Source organism: Cupriavidus gilardii (genome assembly GCF_013347325.1).
In the GTDB taxonomy this organism is placed as follows: Bacteria; Pseudomonadota; Gammaproteobacteria; order Burkholderiales; family Burkholderiaceae; genus Cupriavidus; species Cupriavidus gilardii.
On record NZ_CP054626.1, the window covers coordinates 2,287,725 to 2,311,996 of the forward strand.

The 24,272-nt window shown below is 70.8% G+C and carries 22 protein-coding genes; 12 read left to right on the forward strand and 10 right to left on the reverse strand.

Annotated elements, in window-relative coordinates; genetic code table 11:
* Positions 1-55: 55 nt before the first annotated feature.
* Both FOB47_RS20480 and FOB47_RS20485 read left to right on the forward strand, forming a co-directional pair.
* Positions 56-394, forward strand: coding sequence for a nucleotidyltransferase domain-containing protein (locus FOB47_RS20480; protein ID WP_174781962.1), 339 nt, complete (start codon positions 56-58; stop codon positions 392-394).
* The gene (locus FOB47_RS20485; protein WP_244959347.1) at positions 391-804 is read left to right on the forward strand and encodes a HEPN domain-containing protein; all 414 of its coding nucleotides are present in this window, start codon (positions 391-393) and stop codon (positions 802-804) included. The genes FOB47_RS20480 and FOB47_RS20485 overlap by 4 nt, the downstream gene beginning before the upstream one ends.
* A 92-nt stretch (positions 805-896) precedes the next feature.
* Here FOB47_RS20485 and FOB47_RS20490 read toward each other — a convergent pair whose 3' ends face one another.
* The 6 genes from FOB47_RS20490 to FOB47_RS20515 form a co-directional block, all read right to left on the reverse strand.
* Entirely contained in the window at positions 897-1,124 is a 228-nt protein-coding gene (locus tag FOB47_RS20490; protein ID WP_006578930.1) for a sulfurtransferase TusA family protein, read from the reverse strand.
* A 55-nt stretch (positions 1,125-1,179) separates the two neighbouring features.
* Complete coding sequence (locus FOB47_RS20495) at positions 1,180-1,767, reverse strand: NUDIX domain-containing protein (RefSeq protein ID WP_174781963.1); 588 nt, start codon at positions 1,765-1,767, stop codon at positions 1,180-1,182.
* A gap of 68 nt (positions 1,768-1,835) precedes the next feature.
* Complete coding sequence (locus FOB47_RS20500) at positions 1,836-2,867, reverse strand: threonine aldolase family protein (protein WP_174781964.1); 1,032 nt, start codon at positions 2,865-2,867, stop codon at positions 1,836-1,838.
* 88 nt (positions 2,868-2,955) lie between these two features.
* Positions 2,956-3,144 carry a 4-oxalocrotonate tautomerase gene (locus tag FOB47_RS20505; protein WP_006578927.1) on the reverse strand — a complete coding sequence of 63 codons (189 nt, stop codon included), beginning with the start codon at positions 3,142-3,144 and terminating at the stop codon, positions 2,956-2,958.
* Between the two features lie 54 nt (positions 3,145-3,198).
* Positions 3,199-3,984, reverse strand: a complete 786-nt coding sequence (locus FOB47_RS20510) for a class II aldolase/adducin family protein (RefSeq protein WP_174781965.1) — start codon at positions 3,982-3,984, stop codon at positions 3,199-3,201.
* A 122-nt stretch (positions 3,985-4,106) separates the two neighbouring features.
* Positions 4,107-5,333: a YbfB/YjiJ family MFS transporter gene (locus FOB47_RS20515; protein WP_244959486.1), complete on the reverse strand. Its 1,227-nt coding sequence runs from the start codon at positions 5,331-5,333 to the stop codon at positions 4,107-4,109.
* A 361-nt stretch (positions 5,334-5,694) separates the two neighbouring features.
* Here FOB47_RS20515 and FOB47_RS20520 point away from each other — a divergent pair, with 361 nt between their 5' ends.
* Positions 5,695-7,245: an NfeD family protein gene (locus FOB47_RS20520; protein ID WP_217488926.1), complete on the forward strand. Its 1,551-nt coding sequence runs from the start codon at positions 5,695-5,697 to the stop codon at positions 7,243-7,245.
* On the forward strand, positions 7,242-8,069 hold the full coding sequence (locus tag FOB47_RS20525) for a slipin family protein (protein ID WP_174781968.1): 828 nt from the start codon (positions 7,242-7,244) through the stop codon (positions 8,067-8,069). Before FOB47_RS20520 ends, FOB47_RS20525 begins: the two co-directional genes overlap by 4 nt.
* A gap of 35 nt (positions 8,070-8,104) precedes the next feature.
* Here the strand turns inward: FOB47_RS20525 and FOB47_RS20530 are convergent, their stop codons facing one another.
* Positions 8,105-13,468 carry a DUF294 nucleotidyltransferase-like domain-containing protein gene (locus FOB47_RS20530; RefSeq protein WP_174781969.1) on the reverse strand — a complete coding sequence of 1,788 codons (5,364 nt, stop codon included), beginning with the start codon at positions 13,466-13,468 and terminating at the stop codon, positions 8,105-8,107.
* Positions 13,469-13,759: 291 nt separating this feature from the next.
* On the opposite strand from FOB47_RS20530, the gene FOB47_RS20535 reads away from it, so the two are divergent.
* A complete protein-coding gene (locus FOB47_RS20535) occupies positions 13,760-15,355 on the forward strand; it encodes an ankyrin repeat domain-containing protein (protein WP_174781970.1) in 1,596 nt (531 codons plus the stop codon).
* Positions 15,356-15,397: 42 nt separating this feature from the next.
* Here the strand turns inward: FOB47_RS20535 and ppa are convergent, their stop codons facing one another.
* Positions 15,398-15,925 (reverse strand): inorganic diphosphatase, encoded by a 528-nt coding sequence (gene ppa, locus FOB47_RS20540; protein WP_006577062.1) that lies wholly within the window; start codon positions 15,923-15,925, stop codon positions 15,398-15,400.
* Between the two features lie 206 nt (positions 15,926-16,131).
* Here ppa and FOB47_RS20545 point away from each other — a divergent pair, with 206 nt between their 5' ends.
* Both FOB47_RS20545 and FOB47_RS20550 read left to right on the forward strand, forming a co-directional pair.
* Positions 16,132-17,568, forward strand: coding sequence for an aldehyde dehydrogenase family protein (locus FOB47_RS20545; protein ID WP_053823161.1), 1,437 nt, complete (start codon positions 16,132-16,134; stop codon positions 17,566-17,568).
* Positions 17,561-17,803, forward strand: coding sequence for a hypothetical protein (locus tag FOB47_RS20550; RefSeq protein WP_006577064.1), 243 nt, complete (start codon positions 17,561-17,563; stop codon positions 17,801-17,803). Before FOB47_RS20545 ends, FOB47_RS20550 begins: the two co-directional genes overlap by 8 nt.
* A gap of 112 nt (positions 17,804-17,915) precedes the next feature.
* On the opposite strand, the gene FOB47_RS20555 is transcribed toward FOB47_RS20550, so the two are convergent.
* A complete protein-coding gene (locus FOB47_RS20555; RefSeq protein WP_006577065.1) occupies positions 17,916-18,086 on the reverse strand; it encodes a rubredoxin in 171 nt (56 codons plus the stop codon).
* Between the two features lie 212 nt (positions 18,087-18,298).
* Between FOB47_RS20555 and hemL the strand changes: the two genes are divergently transcribed.
* From hemL to FOB47_RS20575, 4 genes are all read left to right on the forward strand, one after another.
* Positions 18,299-19,591, forward strand: coding sequence for a glutamate-1-semialdehyde 2,1-aminomutase (hemL, locus tag FOB47_RS20560; RefSeq protein ID WP_174781971.1), 1,293 nt, complete (start codon positions 18,299-18,301; stop codon positions 19,589-19,591).
* A gap of 110 nt (positions 19,592-19,701) precedes the next feature.
* The gene (locus FOB47_RS20565) at positions 19,702-20,346 is read left to right on the forward strand and encodes a LemA family protein (protein WP_053822254.1); all 645 of its coding nucleotides are present in this window, start codon (positions 19,702-19,704) and stop codon (positions 20,344-20,346) included.
* A 110-nt stretch (positions 20,347-20,456) separates the two neighbouring features.
* Positions 20,457-21,278 (forward strand): TPM domain-containing protein, encoded by an 822-nt coding sequence (locus tag FOB47_RS20570; protein ID WP_174782513.1) that lies wholly within the window; start codon positions 20,457-20,459, stop codon positions 21,276-21,278.
* Between the two features lie 12 nt (positions 21,279-21,290).
* On the forward strand, positions 21,291-21,812 hold the full coding sequence (locus tag FOB47_RS20575; protein ID WP_174781972.1) for a TPM domain-containing protein: 522 nt from the start codon (positions 21,291-21,293) through the stop codon (positions 21,810-21,812).
* 14 nt (positions 21,813-21,826) lie between these two features.
* Here FOB47_RS20575 and FOB47_RS20580 read toward each other — a convergent pair whose 3' ends face one another.
* Positions 21,827-23,092, reverse strand: a complete 1,266-nt coding sequence (locus tag FOB47_RS20580) for an MFS transporter (protein WP_053822258.1) — start codon at positions 23,090-23,092, stop codon at positions 21,827-21,829.
* Between the two features lie 134 nt (positions 23,093-23,226).
* On the opposite strand from FOB47_RS20580, the gene FOB47_RS20585 reads away from it, so the two are divergent.
* A complete protein-coding gene (locus FOB47_RS20585; protein WP_174781973.1) occupies positions 23,227-24,159 on the forward strand; it encodes a LysR substrate-binding domain-containing protein in 933 nt (310 codons plus the stop codon).
* Positions 24,160-24,272: the final 113 nt, after the last annotated feature.

Below are 24,272 nucleotides of genomic sequence, written 5' to 3' on the forward strand. Positions count from 1 at the left end.
GCATTGCACTATCATGGCTGCGGTATGCGAGCAGTACTTGCCGTGGGAGCCCCTCGTGAATCGCCTCGACCATGACACCGAAGCCGCCGTCCGGCACTTCCTGCGCCTGATATCCCGCCGTTATCCGACCGCGGGCGCCATCGTGTTCGGCAGCCGCGCACGTGGCACGCACCGCCCGGACAGCGATGCCGATGTAGCCGTTCTTCTCGCCGGCGAACATCAGCGATTTCTGCCAACCAAACTGGCGATGGCGGACGTCGCCTTCGATGTCCTGCTCGAAACTGGGGTCAATATTTCGCCGTTACCCGTCTGGCTGGATGAGTGGGAGCACCCCGAGGCGTACGACAATCCTGCCCTGCTCCGGAATATCGCCGCGGAGGGTGTCCGGCTGTGAACGGTAAATTGACGCCCGCGGCATTGATGGCGAAGGCGGACCGCGCTTGCGCATCGGCCCGTGCGCTGTTGGATCTCGGCGATGTGGATGGTGCGTGTAATCGGGCCTACTACGCCATGTTCGACGCAGCGAGAGCCGCGTTGCTTGCCTCAGGCGCAGCGGTAAAAGCCGATATCGGCAAGACGCACAGCGGCCTGATCAAGGCATTCGGAAACCATCTGATCAAACAGGGGCCGATACCGAAAGAGATGGGGCGGCTTCTGAAGCGTGCGGAAGAAGTTCGCTTGGTAGCCGATTACAGGAGCGACTCTGTCGAACTCGCCGACGCAAACGAGATCGTTCAGCAAGCAGAAGTCTTCGTCGCTGCGATGCGAGCGGCGTTTCCGCCGGCCGACGACGGCCGCGGCTAACGATCGCTACGGGCAACGGATCTGCGCTGCAACCCAAAAACAAAGCCGCCCTCGGGCGGCTTTGTCGTCTGCGGCGCGGACCGCTGAACGGCTTACCGGCGCTTCATATAGAACACGAACACCTTGTCGACTTCCTGGTGCGACAGCAGCTCGTTGCCGGTCTGCTTGGCGAAGGCCTGGAAGTCGCGGGTCGCGCCCGGGTCGGTGGCCAGCACCTTCAGCACTTCGCCGCTCGCCATATCGGCCAGCGCCTTCTTGGTCCGCAAAATCGGCAGCGGGCAGTTCAGCCCGCGCGCGTCCACTTCCTTCTGGAACTCCATGGTCTCTTCCTTGCTTCCTTGGTATGGGCGATGTCGGCAAGCCTTCCGTGAGGCTTCATGGCCGGTATTGTAGCGTCGCGCCGGTGCCCTCCGCCCGCAGGGCCTCGCGCGGGTCGGGGATGTCCTCGCCGGTCTGGCGGTCGAAGAAGCGCACCGGATAGCCGCGCGCGGCCAGCCAGTCGGCCACCGCGAAGCCGGTGCCGGCACTCCAGATCCGCATCTTTTCCGGCGCCACCAGCTTGTAGTCGGCCAGCTCCTCCGACAGCGCGATGGTGCCGGTGGCGCGCACGTGATAGGCGATGATCAGTTCGTTCTTGCGCATGAATTCGTAGACGCCGATCAGCGACACCGACTGCGCATCGAGATTGGTCTCTTCCTTCAGCTCGCGCGCCACGCCGGCCTCCGGCGTTTCGTCGCGCTCCAGAAAACCGGTGACCAGCGCGTACATCGACGGCGGCCACGCGGCATTGCGTGCCAGCAGCAGCTTGCCCTCGTACTCGACCACGGCGGCCAGCACGGGCAGCGGGTTGTCCCACTGGACGAACTGGCAGCCGTCCTGCACGCAGGCCATGCGTTCGCGCCCGGACATCGGCAGCGCCATCAGCGGCGTGCCGCAATGGGGACAGTAGCGATAGGAGGGCATGGCTCGATTCCTGTTTGCGGTTTGCTCAATGCTGTTAGAAGGCGCAGCGCGCCGGAGTCAGACCGCGATCACGCGGCGCAGACCTGGCGCATGTCCGCCGCCAGCGCCTCGACGGTCTCGGGCTGCAGATCCCACGAGCACATGAAGCGGCAGCCGCCGGCGCCGATGAACGTATAGAAGCGCCAGCCGCGCGCGCGCAGCGCCTCGATCGCCGGCAGCGGCAGCTCGGCGAACACGGCATTGGCCTGGGTCGGGAACATGATGCGCACGCCGGGAATGCTGGCGATGCGATCGTGCAGCAGCTGCGCCATCGCATTGGCATGGCGCGCGTTGGCCAGCCACACGTCGTTTTCCAGCAGACCCAGCCACGGCGCCGAAATGAAGCGCATCTTCGAGGCCAGCTGGCCGGCCTGCTTGACGCGATAGGCGAAGTCCTCGGCCAGCTTGCGGTCGAAGAACACCACCGCCTCGCCGACCGGCAGGCCGTTCTTGGTGCCGCCGAAACACAGCACGTCGACGCCGGCGCGCCAGGTGATCTCGGACGGATGCACGCCGAGCGACGCCACCGCGTTCGCAAAGCGCGCGCCGTCCATATGGACCCGCAGCTGGCGCCGCTTGGCGATCGCCGAGATCGCACGCACTTCCTCGACCGTATAGACGGTGCCGACCTCGGTCGACTGCGTCAGCGACACCACCTTGGGCTTCGGATAGTGGATGTCGTTGCGGCGCGTGACCAGCGCCTCGACCGCGTCCGACGTCAGCTTGCCGTTGGCGCCCGGCGCGGTCAGCAGCTTCGAGCCATTGGAGAAGAATTCCGGCCCGCCGCACTCGTCGGTCTCGATGTGCGCGAGCTCGTGACAGATCACGGAGTGATACGACTGGCACAGCGCCGACAGCGCCAGCGAATTGGCCGCCGTGCCGTTGAACACGAAGAACACTTCGCAGTCGGTCTGGAACAGGTCGCGGATCCGGTCGCAGACCTTCTGCGTCCACGAATCGTCGCCGTAGGCCTGCTCGTGCCCGCTGCCGTTGGCTTCGAGGAAGTACTTCAGCGATTCCGGGCAGAAGCCGGCGTAATTGTCCGAGGCGAAATGCTGCATGACGGTTCCGTACAGGGGCGCGACGCGCCGGTTCGTGGATGCCCGGGGAAAGGAACGAGGATGGCGATGATGCCGAGGATTGCGCGCGTTACTTCTTGTCGGCCCACAGCTCCCCGCCGGTGGCCCAGTTCTCGCGCTTGACGTCGGTGATGATGATGTCGACCGCGCCGGCCGAGCAGCCGAGGGTTTCGCAGGTGACGCGGGTCACTTCCTCGACGAACTTGCGCTTCTGCTCGACGGTGCGGCCCTCGAACATCTCTACGTGGAAAGTCGGCATGGATGGCTCCTGTTGTTATCGATGGATGGTGCGCGGACTGCGGCGGTCGCGGCCTCAGTCCCGAAAGGAAGGATCGATTTTATCGAGTTTGCGCAGCAGCGACGGCCATTCCAGCTCGCCCTCGACGGCGCCGCCGTCGTCGAGCTGCGCCGAGGTCCGCGTCGCGACCTCGACCGTGGGCAGCACCACGCGCGTCGCGGTCAGCGCGCCGAGCTGGATCTCGCAGGCCTTGATCAGCGTGGCCATCAGCACATAGGCCTCGGCCACGGTACGGCCGACCGTCAGCGTGCCGTGGTTGCGCAGCAGCATCGCGGGATGGCCGCCCAGCGAGGCGGTCAGCCGCGCGCCCTCGGCCGGCGTGAAGGCCAGGCCCTCGTAGTCGTGATAGGCCAGCCGGCCATGGAAGCGCATCGCATGCTGCGACAGCGGCAGCAAGCCGTCGGCCTGGGCCGATACGGCAACGCCGGCGGTATTGTGCAGGTGCATCACGCAGACCGCGTCCGGACGCGCGGCGTGCACCGCCGCGTGCAGCGCAAACCCGGTCACGTTGACCGGGTGCGCGCTGTCGCCGACGACCTCGCCGCGGCCGTTGATCTTGACCAGGTCGGACGCGCGGATCTCGTCGAAGGCATGGCCGAACGGATTGATCAGGAAGTGGTCCGGCTCGCCCGGCACCGTGGCCGAGATATGCGTGTAGATCAGGTCGTCCCAGCCGGCCAGCGCGCATAGCCGATACGCCGCGGCCAGGTCGACGCGCACGCGGCGCTCCGCGTCCGACATGGCGGCCGGAGCGTTGGCGGAAGCGCCGGTGGCGCGGGCGGGTTGCAGGGCAAAGGACATCGATGGCTCCTTGCGCGCTCGGCGATGCCGGCCCGGAAGCCGGCCGCCGATGGCGGCGAAGGCGATACTGTAGCCGAAGCGCGCGGGCCCGTGGACCGCCCCAGCCGGCTCAGGTGACCGGCTCAGGCCTGCGGCGCCGCGGCGGACGGCAACGGGGCGACCCGGCGCAGCCACAGATAGATCAGCGCGCCGACCAGCAGCGCCAGCGCCGCCCCCGCCAACGACGCGGCAAAGCCGCCGGTGCGGGCCACCAGCGCGGTCGCGAACGGCGGCCCGACGATCTGCCCGAGCCCGTAGGCGGCCGTCATCAGCCCGATCAGCCGCGGCGCCTGGTCGCCGGCGAGCCGCCGCGCCTCGTGCATGGCGAACAGCACCAGCGCGGTGAACGGCAGGCCGGCCAGCAGGCTGCTCAGCGCGAAGCCGGCCAGCGTCGGCCATACCGCCGCGATCGCGACGCCCGTCGCCTGCATGCCATAGGCCAGCGCCAGCAGCACGCGGTTGTCGTGCCGCACGCCGATGCGCACGGCCGTCAGCGCGCCAAGCGCCACCGCGGCGCCGAACAGCGGCCAGAACAGGTCCGCCCACAGCGAGCCGGGCATCGCCTCGCGCGCGATCACCGGCAGGAAGGTCGCGGTGATGATGTAGCCGAAGCCCGCCAGCCCGTAGGCCACGGTCAGCGCCCAGGCCTCGCCCGACATCGCCGCCATCCGCGCCGGTGCGGCGGCGGCCGAGGCCGACGCCGCGGCCGTGCGGGGCGCCGCGTCGGGCCGGAAGATGCGCCATACGGCCGCCACCAGCAGCAGCGCCAGCACGCCGAACGCGATCCAGCCCCAGGCCGCGCTCCAGTTCATGCCGACCATGCCGAAGGCCGATACCCCGGTGGCGACGATGCCGATGCCCGGCCCGCAGAAGATCAGGCCGCCGAGCGCCGGCTTGCCCGCCTCGGCCAGCCGCTGCATGCACCAGGCCGCGGTATAGACCAGCACGAACGCGCTGGCGACGCCGGCCGCGGCCCGCCACAGCGACCACGACAGCATGCCCAGCGGCAGCGCCATCGCCAGCGTCAGCGCGACGGTGGCGGCCAGCCCCCAGCGCACCATGCGCGCCGCATCGGGGCGGATCAGCAGGCAGGCCAGCGCGCCGGCGAAATAGCCGATGTAGTTCCAGGTCGCGATCCAGCCGCCCTGATGCAGCGTCACGCTGCCGTCGTGCAGCATCATCGGCAGCAATGGGGTGAAGGCGAAGCGGCCGATGCCCATGGCGACGGCCAGCGAAACGAGGCCGCCGAGCGCGACCGCCCAGGCGCCGGGACGGCCGGCCTGGCTGCCGGCGAGCGCGCCGTCGACCAGCTCGGGATTGCGGGAAGGCGAGACTGACACGATGCGGATTCTCCGTTCTGGCGCGTCGGCAATCCCGCCATCGTACCCGCAGCCGGCAAGGCGCGACGGCGGCGCCGCCAAGACCACGCCACCGTCCCGGGCAAGCGGTGTCGTGTCGCCTACACTGGAATCGGCGCCGCAACGTGCCCTGGACGGCTGACGCACCTCGTCGTCCCCGCGCATGCGGGAGCCCAGCGACGTTCGACGACGCTGGATTTCCGCCTTCGCGGGAAAGACAGGCCGGTCGTTGAGCCGCTGTCGCGCTTTCGCGCAGCGTTGGCACGGCGTGGCCGCGGTGTCCACGCTCCTTCCCATTCGCGCGCGCAGACCCATGAACGCACAGGCAAGCTTCGCGCGGCGGTTCGCCGCCGCCCTGCTGCTGATCGTCGGCATGACGCTGGCCCTGGCGCAGCCAGGCGGCACGGCGGACCGCGCGCGTGCGCAGCCCGCGGCGGCCGCGCCGGTCTACCTGATCCCGCTCAAGGGCGCGGTGGGCCCGGCCAGCGCCAGCTTCGTGCGGCGCGGCTTCGAGCAGGCCCGCCAGGCCGGCGCCCAGCTGATCGTGCTCGAGATGGACACGCCCGGCGGCCTGGACCCGTCGATGCGGCAGATCATCCAGGACATCCTCGCCAGCCCGGTACCGGTGCTCGGCTACGTCTATCCGGGCGGGGCACGCGCCGCCAGCGCCGGCACCTACATCCTGTACGCCAGCCATCTGGCCGCGATGGCGCCGGGCACCAATCTGGGCGCCGCCAGCCCGGTGCGGCTCGGCATCGGCGGTCCGGAGCGGGAGCGGGAACGGGAGCTGGAGCGGCGCCAGCGCGCCGAGCGGCCGGCCGATCGCGGTCCGGCTTCCGCGGGCGCCGCCAGCGCGCCGGCCGGCGCCGCCTCGGACCGCAAGGACAAGGACAGCAAGGAAGACGACAGGCTCGACACCCTCGAGCGCAAGCAGCTGCACGATGCCGCCGCCTATATCCGCGGCCTGGCTCAGCTGCGCGGGCGCAATGCCGAATGGGCCGAGCGCGCGGTGCGCGAGGCGGTCAGCCTGTCGGCCGACGAAGCCGCGGCGCAGCGCGTGGTCGACCTGATCGCGCCCGACGTGCCGGCGCTGCTGCGCGCGGTCGACGGGCGCGCCGTGGTCGCGGCCGGCGCGTCGCGCACGCTGCGCACCGCGCAGGCCAGCGTGGTCGAGCTCGAACCCGACTGGCGCTATCGGCTGCTGGCCGTGCTGACCGAGCCGAGCGTCGCGCTGATCCTGATGATGATCGGCATCTACGGGCTGATCTTCGAGTTCTCGACACCCGGCATGGTGCTGCCCGGCGTGGCCGGCGCGATCTGCCTGCTGCTGGCGCTGTTCGCGCTGCAGATGCTGCCGATCAATTACGCCGGCCTGGCGCTGATCGCGCTGGGCATCGGCTGCATGGTCGCCGAGGCCTTCCTGCCGAGCTTCGGCGCGCTCGGCCTGGGCGGCATCGTCGCATTCGCGCTGGGCGCCGTGATGCTGATCGACACCGACATCCCCGGCTTCGGCGTGCCGCTGTGGATGATCGGCACGCTGTCGCTGGCCGCCGCCGCGCTCAGCTTCGGCGTGTCGGCGGCCGCCGTGCGCGCGCGCCGCCAGCCCGCGGTGATCGCCGACACCCGCGTGGTCGGCAATGCCGGCCGCATCATCGACGACGGCTGGGCCGAGGTGCAGGGCGAACGCTGGCGCGTGCGCAGCGCGGCGCCGCTGCAGACCGGCCAGGCCGTGCGCGTGACCGGCCGCCAGGGGCTGGTGCTCGACGTCGAGCCCGCCGACAGTCTGGCCGCCGATGCATCGCCGACGCGGCCGCCGCCGCCCTCCCCCACGTCCCCCACGTCCCCACAAGGAGACCGACCATGATCTTCAGCCTCAGCGCCGGCACCCTCGTCATCCTGCTGGCCCTGCTGATTCTCTCCGCCTTCCGCGTGCTGCGCGAGTACGAACGCGGCGTGGTGTTCATGCTGGGCCGGTTCTGGCGCGTCAAGGGCCCGGGGCTGGTGCTGGTGCTGCCGGTGATCCAGCAGATGGTGCGGGTCGATCTGCGCACCGTGGTGATGGACGTGCCGGCCCAGGACGTGATCTCGCGCGACAACGTCTCGGTCAAGGTCAACGCGGTGGTCTACTTCCGCGTCGTCGATCCGCAGAACGCGATCATCCAGGTGGCCAACTTTCTCGAGGCCACCAGCCAGCTTGCCCAGACCACGCTGCGCGCGGTGCTCGGCAAGCACGATCTGGACGAGATGCTGTCCGAGCGCGAGAAGCTGAACCTGGACATCCAGAAGGTGCTGGACGCGCAGACCGACGCCTGGGGCATCAAGGTCTCCAACGTCGAGATCAAGCATGTCGACCTGAACGAATCGATGGTGCGGGCGATTGCGCGCCAGGCCGAGGCCGAGCGCGAGCGGCGCGCCAAGGTGATCCACGCAGAGGGCGAGCTGCAGGCCTCCGAGAAGCTGCTGGAGGCGGCGCAGATGCTGTCCCGGCAGCCGCAGGCGATGCAGCTGCGCTATCTGCAGACGCTGACGCAGGTAGCGGGCGATCGCAGCTCGACCATCGTGTTTCCGGTGCCGATCGAGATGATGGAGGCGTTGCGGCCGCATCTGCGCACCACGGGCACGGGCGCGGAGCCGGCGGCGGCGGGCCCCGCCGCCCGTGCGGCGGACAGCAACGAGCCGCCGCATTGAGCCGGCGCGGCCGGCCCCGCACCGCTACCGCACCGCTACCGCGATGCGGCATCGCGCTGCGCCCACCGCGCGACATCGTCGCGCGAAGGGATGGCAATCAGGCTGCCCAGCGCGGCCGCCGCCGCGATGCGGCTGTCCTCCCTGCCGGCCGCAGACAGCGCCGGCAGCAGCATGGCGATACCCAGCGCCGGCTGCGAATCGGTGGCATTGCCGATCAGCGTGGCGGCGGCCTGGCCCGCCTCGCGCTGCGCCACGCTCTCGCGGCCCAGCAGCGCCGCCTCGGCGGCCTCGCGCAGCCGCCGCGGCGTGCTCGCGTCGCGATAGACCCGGTTCAGCGCCTGCACCGCCCGTTCGCGTTCGCGCAGCCACTCGTTGACCTGCCGGACCACGTAGCGCGGCATCGGCCGGTAGGCGCCGCCGTCGGGCCGGGACAGCGACTCGCGCAGGCGCGCGAGGCCACGTTCCGTCCAGCCGTCCCATGGCCACGCCAGCAACCAGGGATGCGCCTCGCATAGCGCCGCATGGCGCAGCTGGCCGCAGCCCGCGAGCTGCACCTCGTCCAGCGCGGGGTTGTCGCGCGCCAGCGCGCGCAGCGCCGGCTCGGGCAACGCGATGCATCCGCGCGCGTCGAGCCGGCTCAGCCGCCGTGCGCCATCGAGCCGCAGTTCGCGCAGCGCCGCGCAGCCGTCCAGCCGCAGCACCCGCAGCGCCGGCGCGTCGAGCCGCACGGTCTGCAGCGCGCCGTTGTCGCGCAGATCGAGCGCTTCGAGCGCGGGCAGATGCAGCAGCGGCGATTGCGGCGGGCCGGGCTGCGCGACCAGCGGCGCGGCGGCGCGCTCGGCGAGCGTCGGATCGCCCGGCATCCAGTCGCCCGGCATCCGCATCGCGCGCACGTCCAGCGTACGCAACGCCGGCGCATACGCCTGCACGTGACGCAGCGCCTGCGGCGTCAGCCGCGAGCAGCCGCTCAGGTCCAGCCGACGCAGCGACGAGCCGGTGCCGGCCAGCAGCGTTTCCAGCAGCGCGTCGGTCAGCGCCGCGGCGAAGGGGCTCAGATCCAGGCAGGCCAGCGGCGTGCCGGCCAGCGCCGTCAGCAATCGGCGCTGGTCGTCGACCGCGATGGCGCGCGCGTCGGCATGCAGCGCCATGCCGATCGCGTCGAACGCCGCGATGCGCTGGCGCGCCGGCAGCGTGGCGAAGGTCCGCGCGGCGCCATCGCGTCCGCCCAGCACGCCGAGCACGATCGCGGCAAGATCCCGCGCGGGCGCCTGGGCCAGCCGCGACAACGCGCGGATGGCCGACATGGTGCCGCCCGGCGCGGTCTGCATCGCATCGGACGGCCGCCACGGCAACGGCTGGGGCCGCGGATGGATCGCCGTCAGGGCGAAGCGGGCGGCATGCGTGGCCGCATCCGTGCCGCCATAGCGTCCATGCGCGTCCCGGCGCGCAAGCGCCTCATCAATACTGGCAAAACGCAGCCCCGGTGCCGCCGGCTCGCTGGCGCGCACCGGATGGCGCTCGAACGCCGCCACATAGGGCGCCGCCAGTTCCGGCTCGACACTGCGCAACCATGCCAGGCCGGTCGGCGCAATGCGCAGGCGCGCGGCCAGGGCCGCCATGCCGACGACGGTCTCGACACGCTGCCGCAGCTCTGGCAGCGCGTCCGCCGGAATCGCGCCGACCAGGCCCGCGTGCGGCCACACCTCGTTCCCCCCTCTACCATCCGGGCCGGGAAACAACGCCCCGAGGTCCTGCTGCAGGCGGGCCGCATCCTCGAGCCAGCCGCGCAGCACCGCGTCCGGCTGCAGCCGGCCCACCTCCTCGAGCACCGCCAGATCGAGCGGCTGCATCATCTGGTCCAGGCACAGCAGATGGGTGCGCACCGGCAGCGCGCTCCGCCCGGGTGCGGCCAGCCCCATCGCGGCCAGTGCGGCCGGCCCGTTGCCGATCCGCTTCAACGAGTGCCGGGAGCCGCGCTCGACCACGACATGGTCATCCGCTGGATCGCCGGCCTGCTCGCCGGGCCCGCCGACCAATTCGCGCAGCAGCGCCCGCGTGAACGAGGCGGGATGGATGGCGCGCAACGCGGTGGGCTCTTCGCGCAGCAGCTGTGCCAGCGAGCGGCCCGCGACGTCCTCGATGACCTGCACGTCGAAGATCCGCGTGCCGCTGCACAGCTGCATCGGCACGCTGGCCGGCATGCCCCGCCCACCGGTCACGCGGCGGTCCAGCGCGTGCCATATCGCCTCGCTGCCCGCCGTCTGCACATCGAACTTGACCCAGTGGACGTGCTCGCGCCCTTCCGCCTCGAAACGGACCGGCAGCACGCGGTGCGCGCCCGGCTGGCCGGCGGGCTTCGGCAGGACATTGCCGTGCTCGTCGAACAACTGGCGCGAGATCTGCGGCGCCAGCGTGCGTACCACGATGCCCTGCGACGCTGCGATACGCACCTGCACGGCATCCCATGCGGCGCCCCACACCGCCCTTGCCTGACTGCCGCCATCGACCAGCCAGCCGTCCAGGCGCGCGCGAAACGCGGCCTGCCGTTCCGCCCATTGCGCACGCCAGCCGTCGGGCCACGGCACGATCCCGAGCGTGCGCATCCGTCCTTCGTTGCCGGGCACCGCGCACAGCGCATCGCGCCAGACGCCCCAGCGCCGCATGGCGTCCTCGCGCGGCACTCCTGCCATCGCGGCCTCGTAATGACGGCGCAGTTCGGCCGCCGGGGCACGCCGCACCGCCAGCGTGGCGGCCAGGCTTCGCGTTGCCTCCAGCGACAGCGGCCGGGCCGCCCCACCGGGCACGAGCGGATGCAGTGCCGGATCGCAGTCGTCGAGCCGGCGCAGCGCACGCACCGCCTCGCCGACCGGCCACGAAGGAACCTGACCGATGCCGGCGAGCACCGACAGCTCCGCCCGCAGCGGCCGCACCACGCGGTCCTGCACCGCCTGCAGCAGGCGGCGCTCCGACTGGCTCCATGCCGCATCGGCCAGCTCCTCGCGCCGGCGCGCCTGCAGTTGCAGCCGGCAGCGCAGCGTCTGCACCACCGCGATGGCCCAGCGCCAGTCCGCCAGGAACGGCGCCGAGAACCGCTTGAGCGCATCGAGCCGTGCCAGCGCCGTGCGCGGCGGCGCTTGATGGTGGCCTGACAGCAGCGCCAGCGACGTCAGCGTATGCACCAGCGGCCCCCGATAGCCATGCTTGAGGTCGAAGCCGCTGACGGCGGGACGCGCCGCCGCCTCGCCGAGCCGCATCATGTCGGCCTGCAGCTGTCGCAGCGCGAGATCCTCGCGCGCGCACAGCTGTCCGGGATCGTCCGCGCGCAACGGCACGTCGAGCACGGCCGCCATCGCCGCCGACAGCCGCCGTATCAGCGCGGGCTCGCCATGCGCCAGGCAGGGCGTCAACAACGAGAAATACAGACCCTGGTCCGCATCCGGATGGGCGTTGGCGTTGGCCGTGCTGCGCTGGCGCAGCGCGTCGGCAAGCTGCTCCGGCGTGCCGGCCCAGGCCAGCCCCGGCGCCGCCACGCGCACGCCTGCATCGATCTCGAATCCGCCCGGCGCCGGCAACGGATGGTCGGCGCCCGGCGCCGTTTCGCCGAGACTGCAGACCGCCAGGTCAAACAGCCGCCGGAACCGGACGAACCAGGCGTGCGCGAGGCTGTCGGCCGGCGCCGGCTCGGCCAGCAGCAGCGCATATTCGAAGTCCGAATACGGACTCATGTCGCCGCGGCTCATCGAGCCCAGCCCGACGATCGCGAACGCGCACGGCGGCTCGGCCATCATCCAGTGCCGGCAGGCGCGCGCGATCTGCGCGACCAGCGTCCTGTAACGCGCGGTCAGCCGTTCCTGCAGCGCCTCGATGGGCAGCGGGGTCTGCCAATCGCACAGTGCCGCGCGATCGCTTGCCTCGGGCAGTTCCACCTGCGCCAGATCGGCCGCTGCCTGCGCCCGCAAGGCATCGAGGCTGTCGCGCAGCGCGCGCCACAGCGCCCGCGGCGGCTCGGCGGGCGCGGCCAATGCCGCCGAGCCGCTGCGCAAGGTCTGCGCCATGGCCCGATGCGCCCCGCAGTAGTAGCTCTTGAGCGCGGCCACGCACTCCTCCTGCACGACGTTGCGCACCACGCTGTCGCACCACGCCGCGCCGTGCGCATGCAGGCCGATCGCGCCGGCCGATTCCGCCAGCAGCAGCACGCGCTGCGCGACATCGATGAATTCGGCCGCCCCCTTGGCGGTCCGGCGCAGGCCGTCCAGCGCCGTGGCAATCGCGCCGGACAGTTGGCGTGTCGGCAGGGCCTCGCGCGGGTCCTCCTCCGGCGCGAGCGCCATGCCGTGCACGGCCATCAACGATTCCATGCGCGCGAGCGCCTGGAACAGGCAATGCGCGCGCTCGAGCATGCGTATTGGCGCGGCCGCCGACGCGCATTGCGTGCCGAGATCGAACAGCGCGGCACGCAGCAGCACCTGCGCCCGTGGCGTCCACTGCGACAGATGCTCGCGCACCATTGCCGCTTCGAGCCGGTCGATCGCCGCATCGAGTACCGCGCCGCCGCGCGCGCCGGCGGGCAGCAGGCGCCGCGCATGATGCGCGTAGCAATAGCCCTCGTTCCAATGGCTGCCGCGCATCCACACCCGCACCAGCGCCTCGTACAACGCCACCATGTCGTCGCGGCGGGTCCGGTCCAGCGCCGGGTACCGCTGCAGCAGCAGGCGCAGGCAGGACAGACAGGACTTGGCGCAGTCGGCATCGGCGTCCCGATACAGCGCGGACAGCCTGCGCAGCAGCCACGCCTCGCCAACAGCCGGTTGCACTGGCGCGCGCAGCATGGCCGCGATGCCGTGCAGGCCTTGCTGGACGGTCATGCCGTCGCCGCCGGCCGCGGCGCCCTCGTCGATGCGGCCCTCGGCATCGCCAGCCTCGCCGGCGCTGTCCTGCTCCGCACGCGCATCGCCGGCACGCAGCGCGCCCAGCACTGCCGGGTCGTACGGCACCTGCGCGGCGAGATCGAGCGGGGTCAAACCCTGCCGGTTCCTGGCCGTGCAGTCGGCACCCGCCTCCAGCAGGCAGGTCACGATCACGCGCCAGTCGTCGGCGTCGTGGCGCGCCGCGGCGCGCACCGCCCAGTGCAGCGGCGCGTCGCCGTCGTCGTCGGCGGTGCATGCCAACGCGGGCCTGCCGGCCAGCAGATCCTTGACGCGCCGCCGGTCGCCGGCGAAGACGGCTTCGCGCAGCGCTTGCGGCTCGCTGTCGCGGCCCGGGTCGCACGGGAAGTCGCGCTGGAGCTCGCGCTGGATGCTGCGCGGCAGGTTGTTCTGAATCTCGCGCTCGATGTCTCGAGCCAGGCCAGCCCCGAGCTGGACCAGCGTGCCGATACGTGTGCTGACGGTGCTCAACATGGCGATGGACCCTCCCGGACCGGCTCCTTTTGCCGTTGCTTGCGCCGGCCTGCGGGAACCGGCGGCGCAGCGAACGGTAGGCGATGCCGCCGCCGGCAACCAGTTGGCACTGACCATTCGCGACAGAGACGATGCCAATTCCGACAGGGCGGCACGCATGGCCCGTTAGATTCGGACCCCATTCGGTCGCGTCCGCGTTGCGCGCGCCCGCATTGCGCCAACGTATTGCGCCAACCTGTTGCGCCAACGTACTGCATCAACGGATTGCGTCCGTCTCAGCCGGAGATCGCCATGCTGTCCATATCCGCTTACAACGCCCTGAGCGCGCGCGCCGACGCGCTGATGCAGCAGATGGCGCAGGCCGCCATCGCCCATCATCCGGTGGTGTCGCCGATCGAGGAACTGGAGCGATGGCTGAGCCGGCGCTCGCAGGTGCTGCATCTTCAGCTGGCGCTGCTGCGCGATGCCGATGCCGCCGAAGGGGCCGCCATCGGCGCGCAACAGACGCAACAGACTGAGCAGACTGAGCAGACGGACCGGACCGAGCAGGCGCAGCAGGCCTTGACGCAGCGCTACCTCGCCGAACTGGACGCGCTGGCCGCGACGATCGCGGCGCGCTATCGCGAGACCATCGAAGCCCGCATGCCGGATACGAAGATCGCCCGGGTGGTGGCCGAGGACGGCAGTGGCCTTGTCCCGCTCGACGCCGGCGAACTGGCACGCCGCGTCGCGCGCTTCGGCCAACGCCTGGACGACGAGATGGCCGTGCACCGGCGCTTCGCGTTCGGACCGCCGCGGAGGTGGGCAGCGTTGCGCGCGGACCTCGAGCACGAGTGGAGCGCGCTTGAAGCGATGCTGTACGAGCTGAAGGAGCAGCTCGATGCGTTGAACCTGCCTACGGTCGAGCAGCAGGCGCGCATCGCGCAGGCGGTAGCGCGGCTGCGCGGCGAGCGCCATGCCGGCGTGGTCGATGCGGGTCTGCACCAGGGTTGGCTGCAGGCCTGTCGCGAGGGCCGGCTCGATGTGGTTCTGGCGGTGGTGCAGACGGTCCCGCCAGGCGAGCGCCTGGCATTTGTCGACCGTCCCGGCCTCGACGGCCGCACCGCCTTCCATCTCGCCTGCGAGCATCACGAATTCGCGCTCGCGGTATCGCTGTTGAAGCTTGGCGCCGATCCGCACCGGCGCACCGAGGCCGGCCGCCTGCCGATGCAGCTGGCCACGCACGAGGACCACGGCGAACGCACGCGCACGCTGCTGGCGTGGCTGAAGATCCAGGGCGCCGATCCCTTGGCGCGCGACGACAATGGACGCAGCGCGCTGAACGAGGCCGCCTATCACGGCAACCGCGCGGCGATCGGCTGGTTGCTGGAACAGGGCGCGAGCCTGGCCGAGCGCGACCGGCAGCAGCGCACGCCGCTGCATGCGGCCGCCGCCGCGGGCCATGCCGCCACCGTGTCGCTGCTGCTCGCGCTCGGCGCCGACCCGCAGGCGCGCAACGGCGCGGGAGAGCGGCCGATCTTCGAGGCCTGCAGGGCGGGACGGGTCGAGGCGATGCGGGCCTTCCTCGACGCCGGCCTGTGGCTCGACGCGGACGAGCGCCGGCAATTGCAGCAAGGCGGGATGGTCGGCGAGACCGCGGTCGCGCAAGCCTGCGGGGCGCCGCTGCGGGCCGCGCTGGCGCAGACGGTGCCGGCCGTGGATGCCCGAGTCCATGCCGCGGTCAACGCAGCCGCGATGGGCGCCGACGGGGCAACGGCAGGGGAAGGAATGAAAGGGAAGGCGGAGCAGCGGGCGGCAACGGCGGCCGCTGCCGCGGACCTGACCTCGAAGGCGAGGCCGGTGCCGCGTCTGCCGCCGGCGCTGCGGCGCCTGCGGCAATGGTTCTGATCGCCGCGCGCCGGGAGAGCGCGCAGCCTGAACAGGGCGGGCTTACTTCTTGTAGTTCGCCACGCCGTCGGTGATTTCCTTGTGCGCTTCCTCGATGCCGCCCCAGCCTTCGACCTTGACCCACTTGCCGGCCTCGAGCGCCTTGTAGTTCTCGAAGAAGTGCTTGATCTGGTCCAGCGTGTTCTGCGGCACGTCCGACAGGCCCTTCATGTAGGCCGTGGCCGGCGACAGCTTGTCGACCGGCACCGCAACCAGCTTGGCGTCGACGCCGGCTTCGTCGGTCATCTTCAGCATGCCCAGCGCGCGGCAGCGCACCACCGCGCCGGCAAGGATCGGGAACGGGGTGATCACCAGCACGTCCACGGGGTCGCCGTCGCCCGACAGCGTCTGCGGAATGAAGCCGTAGTTGGCCGGGTAGCGCATGCCGGTGCCGATGAAGCGGTCGACGAACAGCAGGCCGGTTTCCTTGTCGGCCTCGTACTTGACCGGATCGCTCTGGGCCGAGATCTCGATGATCACGTTGAAGTCGTTCGGGATGTCCTTGCCCGGCGGGACGAGATTGAAGCTCATGCGGTTCTCCAGATGCCTGTGTTCGGCCGGTATTTGGCCAAGGTTTGACGATGGCCGGCATTATAGCGGCTCGGTCTGACCCGGAACTGACAGGCGGACGGCACGCGGGAGGCGGCCTGCGGCGGCCCTCGCCGGCATCGCACGTTGCGGTCGCGCGGCCCGGCTGGGCGATAATGCCGGCTTGGAATTTCAGCCGGAGCATGACGATGCACGCCCAGCACTTCGTTGCCAACCGCCTGATGGCGCCGGATTCCGGCATGCGCATCAAGGTGTTCGATCCCTCCACCGGCGCGCCCTTCGCCGAGATCGCGCGCGGCAACGCGACCGATATCAATGCCGCGGTCTATGCCGCCCGCCAGGCCTTCGATGGCGCCTGGGGCGCGCTGTCCGCCGCCGAGCGCGGCCGGCTGCTGACCGACCTGGCGCGCAAGCTCGCCGAGCACGAGGCCGAACTGGCCGCGCTCGAGGCGCGCGACACCGGCAAGCCGCTGAGCCAGGCCCACGCCGACGCGCGCGCGATCGCCCGCTATTTCGAGTTCTACGCCGGCGCGGCCGACAAGCTGCACGGCCAGACCATCCCGTATCAGAACGGCTATACGGTGCTGACCGTGCGCGAGCCGCACGGCGTCACCGGCCACATCGTGCCGTGGAACTATCCGCTGCAGATCTTCGGACGCAGCGTCGGCGCGGCGCTGGCCGCCGGCAACGCCTGCGTGGTCAAGCCCGCCGAGGACGCCTGCCTGTCGCTGCTGCGCGTGGCGGAACTGGCCGCCGAAGTCGGCCTGCCCGAGGGCGCGCTGAACGTGGTGACCGGCTATGGCCACGAGGCCGGCGCGGCGCTGGCGCGCCATCCCGGCATCGACCACCTGTCGTTCACCGGCTCGCCGCAAACCGGCAGGATGGTGGCGCAGATGGCGGCCGAGAACCATGTGCCGGTCACGCTGGAGCTGGGCGGCAAGTCGCCGCAGATCGTGTTCGCGGACGCCGATGTCGATGCGCTGGTGCCGGTCGTGGTGCGCGGCATCGTGCAGAACGCCGGGCAGACCTGCTCGGCCGGCAGCCGGCTGCTGGTCGAGCGGCCGCTGTACGACGCGCTGCTGGACCGGCTGGCGATGGTGTTCGAGTCGCTGCGGGTCGGCCCCGCCGAGCAGGACCTCGAATGCGGACCGCTGATCAGCCGCAAGCAGCAGCAGCGGGTCTGGGACTTCGTCTCCGACGCGCAGCACGCCGGCATCCCGGTGATGGCGCAGGGCCAGATCGTCGCCGAGGCGCCGGAGACCGGCTACTACCAGGTGCCGATGCTGCTGCGCGACGTGCCGGCGACGCACCGGCTGGCGCAGGAGGAGGTATTCGGCCCGCTGCTGGCGGCGATGCCCTTCGACGACGAGCAGGATGCGATCGCGCTGGCCAACGGCACGCCCTATGGGCTGGTGGCCGGCATCTGGACGCGCGACGGCGCGCGCCAGCTGCGGCTGGCCCGCAAGGTGCGCGCGGGCCAGGTCTTCATCAACAACTATGGCGCCGGCGGCGGCGTCGAATTGCCGTTCGGCGGCTCCGGACAGTCGGGCCACGGCCGCGAAAAGGGTTTCGAGGCGCTATACGGCTTCACCACCCTCAAAACCATCGCCATCCACCATGGGTAACATCAATTTCCTCTCGGTCGCCTTCGCCATCTTCTTTTTCTGGATGGCCTGGCACGTCAACCACAAGCGCGCGACCAATCCGTCCGGCATGCCGCGGCTGCAGGTGTTCAAGCGCAAATGGGGCGAAACGATCGGCGACCGGGTCCACTGGTGCCTCTATGTGGCGCTGCCGTTTCTGCTGGCGCTGATGATGGTGGCCAATGCCCTGCGGGGGCGTGGGCCGTTCTCGGGCTAGGCCGGGCGCGGCCGGACGGTGGCGGCGATGGCCGCCGCCGGCTGGTTTTTCTTGTGCGGGGATGCGTGCGAAATACCGGACGAATATCAGACGCGGGAACGTCGAGCTTCCCTCAGATCGCCACCATCTCGAAGTCTTCCTTGCGGGCGCCGCATTCGGGGCAGGTCCAGTTGATCGGCACATCCTCCCATTTCGTTCCGGGCGGGATGCCGTCTTCGGGCGCGCCGGCGGCTTCATCGTAGATCCATCCGCAAATCAGGCACATCCAGGTCTTGTATTCCATAGGGTGGTGACGTCTCGATTAAAATTCAGCGCAGATGGTACCGAATCGACGCGCGGCGCGCCACCGGCATCCCGGCGGCATTGCGGTTTTGGCGCCGAAATCGATGGCGATTGACGCGGATTGCAGCCGATCGCATACGGTTCGCGCCAATTGGCGTCCGCCCGCCTCTCCCCGGCAGCGCCACTCCCCTCCTCTTCCAGGCAGATCACGACATGTCACGAAACCAGCAGCTTTTCGACCGCGCCCAGCACACCATTCCCGGCGGCGTCAATTCGCCGGTGCGGGCGTTCCGCTCGGTCGGCGGCACGCCGCGCTTCATCGCGCGCGCCGAAGGCCCCTATATGTGGGACGCGGATGGCCAGCGCTATATCGACTACATCGGCTCGTGGGGCCCGATGATCGTCGGCCATGCGCACCCCGACGTGGTGCGCGCGGTGCAGCAGGTCGCTGCCGGCAGCTTCTCGTTCGGCGCGCCGACCGAGGCCGAGATCGAGATGGCCGAGGAAATCTGCAAGCTGGTGCCGTCGATCGAGCAGGTGCGGCTGGTGTCGTCGGGCACCGAAGCGACGATGAGCGCGCTGCGGCTGGCGCGCGGCTTCACCGGGCGCGATCTGATCATCAAGTTCGAGGGCTGCTATCACGGCCATGCCGACAGCCTGCTGGTCAAGGCCGGCTCGGGCCTGCTGACCTTTGCCGACACCACGCAGAACGCGCCGTCGTCGGCGGGGGTGCCGGCCGACGTCACGCGCCACACGATGGTGCTCGAGTACAACAACGTCGAGCAGCTCGAACAGGCCTTCGCCACCCACGCCGGCGAGATCGCCGCGGTGATCGTCGAGCCGGTGGCCGGCAACATGAACCTGGTGCGCGCCAGCGATGCCTTCCTGCAGACGATGCGCAAGCTGTGCAGCGCCGACGGCGCGGTGCTGATCTTCGACGAGGTGATGACGGGCTTTCGTGTCGCGCTGGGCGGCGCGCAGGCGCACTACGGCATCACGCCGGACATGACCTGCCTGGGCAAGGTGATCGGCGGCGGCATGCCGGCGGCGGCGTTCGGCGGCCGGCGCGACATCATGGCCAGGCTGGCGCCGCTGGGCGGCGTCTACCAGGCCGGCACGCTGTCGGGCAACCCGCTGGCCGTCGCGGCCGGCATGGCGACGCTGAAGCTGATCCAGGCGCCACGCTTCCACGACCGGCTGGCCGCCCAGACCCGCAAGCTGACCGATGGCCTGGCCGAGGCCGCGCGCGCGGCGGGCGTGCCGTTCGCCGCGGATTCGGTAGGCGGCATGTTCGGGCTGTATTTCCGCGAGAGCGTGCCGGCCAGCTTTGCCGAGGTCACGCAATGCGATACCGCACGCTTCAACCGCTTCTTCCACGCGATGCTCGACAACGGCGTCTACCTGGCACCGTCCGCCTTCGAGGCGGGCTTCGTCGGCGCGCAGCATAACGACGCGATCCTCGAGGCGACCTTCGAGGCCGCGCGCCGGGCCTTCGCCGCGCTGTAAGGGCCCCGAAGGCGGTACCCGAGGGCCCTGCCCCACGGCCGGCTCCGTGGATCCTTCAAGCGGCTGGTGCGCTACACTGCTGGCGTTCCGATGATCCACGGAGTTTTCCGATGCGCGCCTTCCTTTCTTCGTCGCCGACCTTCGCCTCGTCGCGGTCTTCCCTGTCGTCGCTGCGTCCGCTGCGCTGGCTGCTGCTGGCCTGGCTCGCGAGCCTGCTGAGCGCCTGCGGCTACAACGACTTCCAGGCCAAGGACGAAGCCGTCAAGGCAGCCTGGGGCGAGGTCGTCAACCAGTACCAGCGCCGTGCCGATCTGATCCCGAACCTCGTCAATACCGTCAAGGGCTACGCCTCGCATGAGCGCGAGACGCTCGAGGCGGTGACCAAGGCCCGCGCCACCGCGACCAGCATCCAGGTCACGCCCGAGACGCTGAACGATCCGCAGGCCTTCCAGCGCTTCCAGCAGGCACAGGGCGAACTGAGCGGCGCGCTGTCGCGGCTGCTGGCGGTGGCCGAGAACTACCCGCAGCTGAAGGCCGACGCCGCCTTCCGCGACCTGCAATCGCAGCTGGAAGGAACGGAGAACCGCATCACGGTCGCGCGCCAGCGCTATATCGCCGCGGTGCGCGACTACAACGTGCTGGCGCGCAGCTTCCCGACCAATCTGACCGCGATGATCTTCAACTACGAGGTCAAGCCGTCGTTCACCGTCGAGAACGAGAAGGCGATCTCGACCCCACCCGCGGTCAAGTTCTGATTCTCGTGCCGATGATCTTCGCCGCAGGACTCCGGCGCTGGCTGCGCGCATCGCCGGCGTCGATGCTGATGCCGATGCTGATGCCGATGCTGATGCCGGTGCTTGCGCCGATGCTCGCGCTGGCGATGCTGCTCGGCGCATCCGGCGCGGCGCAGGCGCAGGGCGACGGCTTTGTCGCCGTGCCCGCGCTGACGCAACGCGTCACCGACCTGACCGGCACGCTGGCGCCGGCGCAGCGCAGCGCGCTGGAAAACGTGCTGGCCGAATACGAGCGCACGCGCGGCAGCCAGATCTTCGTGCTGATGGTGCCGACCACCGATCCGGAAACGATCGATGCCTACGGCATCCGCGTGGCCGACGCCTGGCGTGCCGGCCGCCAGGGCATCGACGATGGCGTGATCGTGCTGATCGCCAAGGACAATCCGCCCGGGCTGCGCAAGATGCGGCTCGAAGTGGGCCGCGGCGTGCAGGGCTCGCTGACCGATGCGATGTCCAAACGGATCCTGCAGGACATCATGGCGCCGCATTTCCGCCAGAACGATTTCTATGGCGGCCTGGCGGCCGGCATCTCGGCGATCCAGGCGACCATCGACAAGGAGGCGCTGCCGGGCCCGCAGGCGCGCCGGCAGGCGCAGCAAGGCGGCATCGGCGACTGGCTGCCGGTGCTGTTCCCGCTGCTGATCATCGCCTTCTTCCTGTTCTCCGCCACGCGCGGACGCCGGCGCCAGATCGTGGTCGGCCGACGCGGCTGGGACTCGGCCGCCGGCACGCTGGGAGGCCTGGGCGGACTCGGGGGCCTCGGAGGCGGCTGGGGCCGCCATCCCGGCGGCGGCGGTTTCGGTGGGGGCGGCTTCGGTGGCGGTGGCGGTGGCGGCTTCGGCGGTGGCGGCGGCGGCGGCTTCGATGGCGGCGGCGCCTCCGGCAACTGGTAAGGGAACGACATCATGCCCACCCGTTCACCTTCCCGCGGACTGCGGCGCGCACTGCGCCACGCGCTGACCCCGGTCTCGTTTGCGCACCGGCACTTCCCGCCCGATGCGCTGGCGCGGCTGCAACGCGCCGTGCGCGACGGCGAACGCCAGCACCGCGGCGAAGTGCGCGTGGTGATCGAATCGAGCCTGCCGGCGACGCAGGCCTGGGCCGGCGTGACGCCGCGCGAGCGCGCCCGCGCGCTGTTCGCCGCGCTCGAGGTCTGGGACACCGCCGACCACACCGGCGTGCTGCTCTATATCAACCTGGCCGATCACGCGGTCGAGCTGCTGGCCGACCGCGGCATCGATGCGCGCGTCGCGCACGAGACCTGGGCCGCGCTGTGCCAGTCGTTGGCGCACGGCCTGGCCGCCGACCTGTCGATCGAACCGGTGCTGGCCACGGTGGCGCAGGTCCACGCGCTGCTGGCCCGGCATTTCCCGCAGCACGGCGACGGCAATCCGAACGAGCTCGACGACCGGCCGATCGTGCTGTAGCGCGGCCCGCCCTGCTAGGGCGCGGGCGCGCCGCGATGCCGCCGCGCGCCCATCCAGTACCAGATCGCCGCCAGCACCTGCAATCCGACCAGCACCGCCCAGGCGGCCAGATGGGCGCGCACCGGATAGCGGCCCTGCACCGCCGGCCACAGGTCCAGCACCATGCCGATGCCGAGCTGGCAGACGAAAATCGCCAGGAAGACGGTCAGCGTCAACGCGGTGGTCGCACGCCCGATCATCGCGCCGTCGAACTGCCGCGCCAGCACCGCGTAGGTCAGGATGCCGCTCGAGCCGAACACGCCGTAGCCCGCCCACAGCAGCCACGCCGGCAGCGGCGCGCCGGCCATCAGCAGCGCCTGCACCACGATGAACATCGTCATGCCGGCTCCGGCGAACGCATAGAGGCTCAGGCCGAGCCGCTCCAGATGACGCGCTGCCCAGCCTGTCGCCACGCAGCCGCCCATCATCGCAAAGCCGATCAGCGAGACCAGTCGCGCGGCCTCGCCCGGCCCAACGCCGCCGACATCGCGCAGGAAGGCGCCGACCCACAGGCTCTGCACCGCCAGGAACACGCCCTGGTTCAGCAGTGTCAGCGGCACCACGCGCCAGAACGGCGCGCTGCGCAGGATCGCGACGGTGCCGCGCCATTGCGCGCCGAGGCTTTCGCGCGCGCCGGGCCGCGCGGCCTCGGGCGCACCGAACCACAGCAGCAGCGCCATCGCCAGCGTGACGCCGCCCAGCCCCATGCAGACCGTGCGCCAGTCGACCAGCGACAACAGCCAGTCGAGCGGCGTACCGACGACCACCGCGCCGAGGCCGCCGATCGCCATCACCAGCCCATTGAGCAGCGGCATGCGCGACAGCGGAAACCACATCGACAGCGCCTGGATCGCGGCGCCCAGACAGACCGACACGCCGACGCCGATCAGCATGCGGCCGGCCGCCAGCGCCGCCATGCCCTCGCCCAGCGCGAACAGCAGCGTACCGGCCGCCGCCACCAGCAGCAGCGCAGCCTCGGTACGGCGCGGGCCGAAACGGTCCAGCAGCAGGCCGGCCGGCAGTTGCGCGCAGGCAAAGCCGAGGAAGTAGCAGCTGGTCAGCAGGCCGAGGTCGCCGGCCGACAGCCCCAGCTCGCGCGACAGATACGGCGCGAAGCCGAAATTGACGCCGCGGTAGACGTAGGAAACGAAGAAGCCGAGCGAGAAGATCGCCAGCACGCGCCAGCGCAGGCCGCGGGCCGCGGCGGGAAGTCCGGAGGGAGAAAGCGTTGCGGTGGTCATGCGCGGATTGTCCGCGCTCCGGCTTGCCCGCACCAACGAAGAATTCCCGCCCGGATTGTGAGTACAATTTGACGGCCGGCGTCCGATTGTGGCGCTTCCTCCATCTCTTGCCTGCTCGTCCTTCCATCGACCCCATGGCCCAGGTCCCGCATCTTCCCCCGCTGCAGGCGCTGCGCGCGCTGGAGGCGGCGGCGCGCCATCGCAGCTTCTCGCGCGCCGCCGAGGAGCTGGCGCTGACGCACAGCGCGATCAGCCACCATGTGCGCGCGCTGGAGCAGAGCCTGGGCACCAAGCTGTTCCAGCGGGCCGGCGCCCGCATGCTGCCGACCAGCGTCGGCACCCGGCTGGCCGAGCGGGTCCGCGCGGCGCTCGACGGCCTGCAGCAGGCGCTGAACGAGGCCGGCGGCCAGGGCGAGCAGCCCGCGGTCCGGCTCGAGGTCAGCGTGATGGCGGACCTGGCCAACGCCTGGCTGATCCGCCGGCTGCCGAGCCTGTACGAGGCGATGCCGATGCTCGACGTGCACCTGCGGCTGCACACCGAAATCCCGCCGCCGGACCCGTATTCGGTCGACGTCGGCATCTGGCACCAGCGCGTCGATCTGCCCGGCTTCGAATGCCACCGGCTGATCGAGGACACCGTGATCGCGGTGGCCAGCCCCGCGCTGCTGGCCCGCTATCCCGGCTTCACGGTGGCCGACCTGCCGCGCCTGCCGATGCTGCGCTTCGCGCTGCGCTCCTGGCGCGACTGGCTGGAGCAAGCCGGCCTGCCGACCCACGAGCCGGAGCGCGGGCCGATCTTCCAGGATGCCGGCATGCTGCTGCAGTCGGCGGTCGCCGGCGTCGGCGTGGCGACGGCGCGCGCGCTGCTGGCGCACGACTACCTGGTCAGCGGCGCGCTGGTGCAGATCGGCGCCACGCGGATTCCGTCGACGCTGCAGTACTGGATGATCTGGCGCGAAGGCCATCCGCACGAAAGCGCGATCCGGCGCATGCATGGGTGGCTGCGCCAGCAGATCGAGGCATCGCGCCTGCCCGATGCCGGTGCCGACGCCGGTGCGGTGGACTGACACAGCGGCGTATCGCCCGAAGGGCATCAGGTAACCCTTCGGCGTCGCGATGTTTCAGAACCTGAACACTTTGGCCGGCCGTGTTCCCTCGGCCTCGTAGGCGCGCCGCCTAC

Bases quoted from the DNA above. Each gene is read 5' to 3' on its own strand.
- FOB47_RS20585 (WP_174781973.1), top strand. From the start codon at position 23,227: ATGGCCCAGGTCCCGCATCTTCCCCCGCTGCAGGCGCTGCGCGCGCTG.
- FOB47_RS20545 (WP_053823161.1), top strand. From the start codon at position 16,132: ATGCACGCCCAGCACTTCGTTGCCAACCGCCTGATGGCGCCGGATTCC.
- FOB47_RS20490 (WP_006578930.1), bottom strand. From the start codon at position 1,124: ATGGAGTTCCAGAAGGAAGTGGACGCGCGCGGGCTGAACTGCCCGCTG.
- FOB47_RS20565 (WP_053822254.1), top strand. From the start codon at position 19,702: ATGCGCGCCTTCCTTTCTTCGTCGCCGACCTTCGCCTCGTCGCGGTCT.
- FOB47_RS20510 (WP_174781965.1), bottom strand. From the start codon at position 3,984: ATGTCCTTTGCCCTGCAACCCGCCCGCGCCACCGGCGCTTCCGCCAAC.
- FOB47_RS20580 (WP_053822258.1), bottom strand. From the start codon at position 23,092: ATGACCACCGCAACGCTTTCTCCCTCCGGACTTCCCGCCGCGGCCCGC.
- FOB47_RS20575 (WP_174781972.1), top strand. From the start codon at position 21,291: ATGCCCACCCGTTCACCTTCCCGCGGACTGCGGCGCGCACTGCGCCAC.
- FOB47_RS20505 (WP_006578927.1), bottom strand. From the start codon at position 3,144: ATGCCGACTTTCCACGTAGAGATGTTCGAGGGCCGCACCGTCGAGCAG.
- FOB47_RS20495 (WP_174781963.1), bottom strand. From the start codon at position 1,767: ATGCCCTCCTATCGCTACTGTCCCCATTGCGGCACGCCGCTGATGGCG.
- FOB47_RS20535 (WP_174781970.1), top strand. From the start codon at position 13,760: ATGCTGTCCATATCCGCTTACAACGCCCTGAGCGCGCGCGCCGACGCG.
- FOB47_RS20530 (WP_174781969.1), bottom strand. From the start codon at position 13,468: ATGTTGAGCACCGTCAGCACACGTATCGGCACGCTGGTCCAGCTCGGG.
- FOB47_RS20500 (WP_174781964.1), bottom strand. From the start codon at position 2,867: ATGCAGCATTTCGCCTCGGACAATTACGCCGGCTTCTGCCCGGAATCG.
- FOB47_RS20525 (WP_174781968.1), top strand. From the start codon at position 7,242: ATGATCTTCAGCCTCAGCGCCGGCACCCTCGTCATCCTGCTGGCCCTG.
- FOB47_RS20570 (WP_174782513.1), top strand. From the start codon at position 20,457: ATGCTCGCGCTGGCGATGCTGCTCGGCGCATCCGGCGCGGCGCAGGCG.
- hemL (WP_174781971.1), top strand. From the start codon at position 18,299: ATGTCACGAAACCAGCAGCTTTTCGACCGCGCCCAGCACACCATTCCC.
- FOB47_RS20555 (WP_006577065.1), bottom strand. From the start codon at position 18,086: ATGGAATACAAGACCTGGATGTGCCTGATTTGCGGATGGATCTACGAT.
- FOB47_RS20520 (WP_217488926.1), top strand. From the start codon at position 5,695: ATGAACGCACAGGCAAGCTTCGCGCGGCGGTTCGCCGCCGCCCTGCTG.
- FOB47_RS20550 (WP_006577064.1), top strand. From the start codon at position 17,561: ATGGGTAACATCAATTTCCTCTCGGTCGCCTTCGCCATCTTCTTTTTC.
- ppa (WP_006577062.1), bottom strand. From the start codon at position 15,925: ATGAGCTTCAATCTCGTCCCGCCGGGCAAGGACATCCCGAACGACTTC.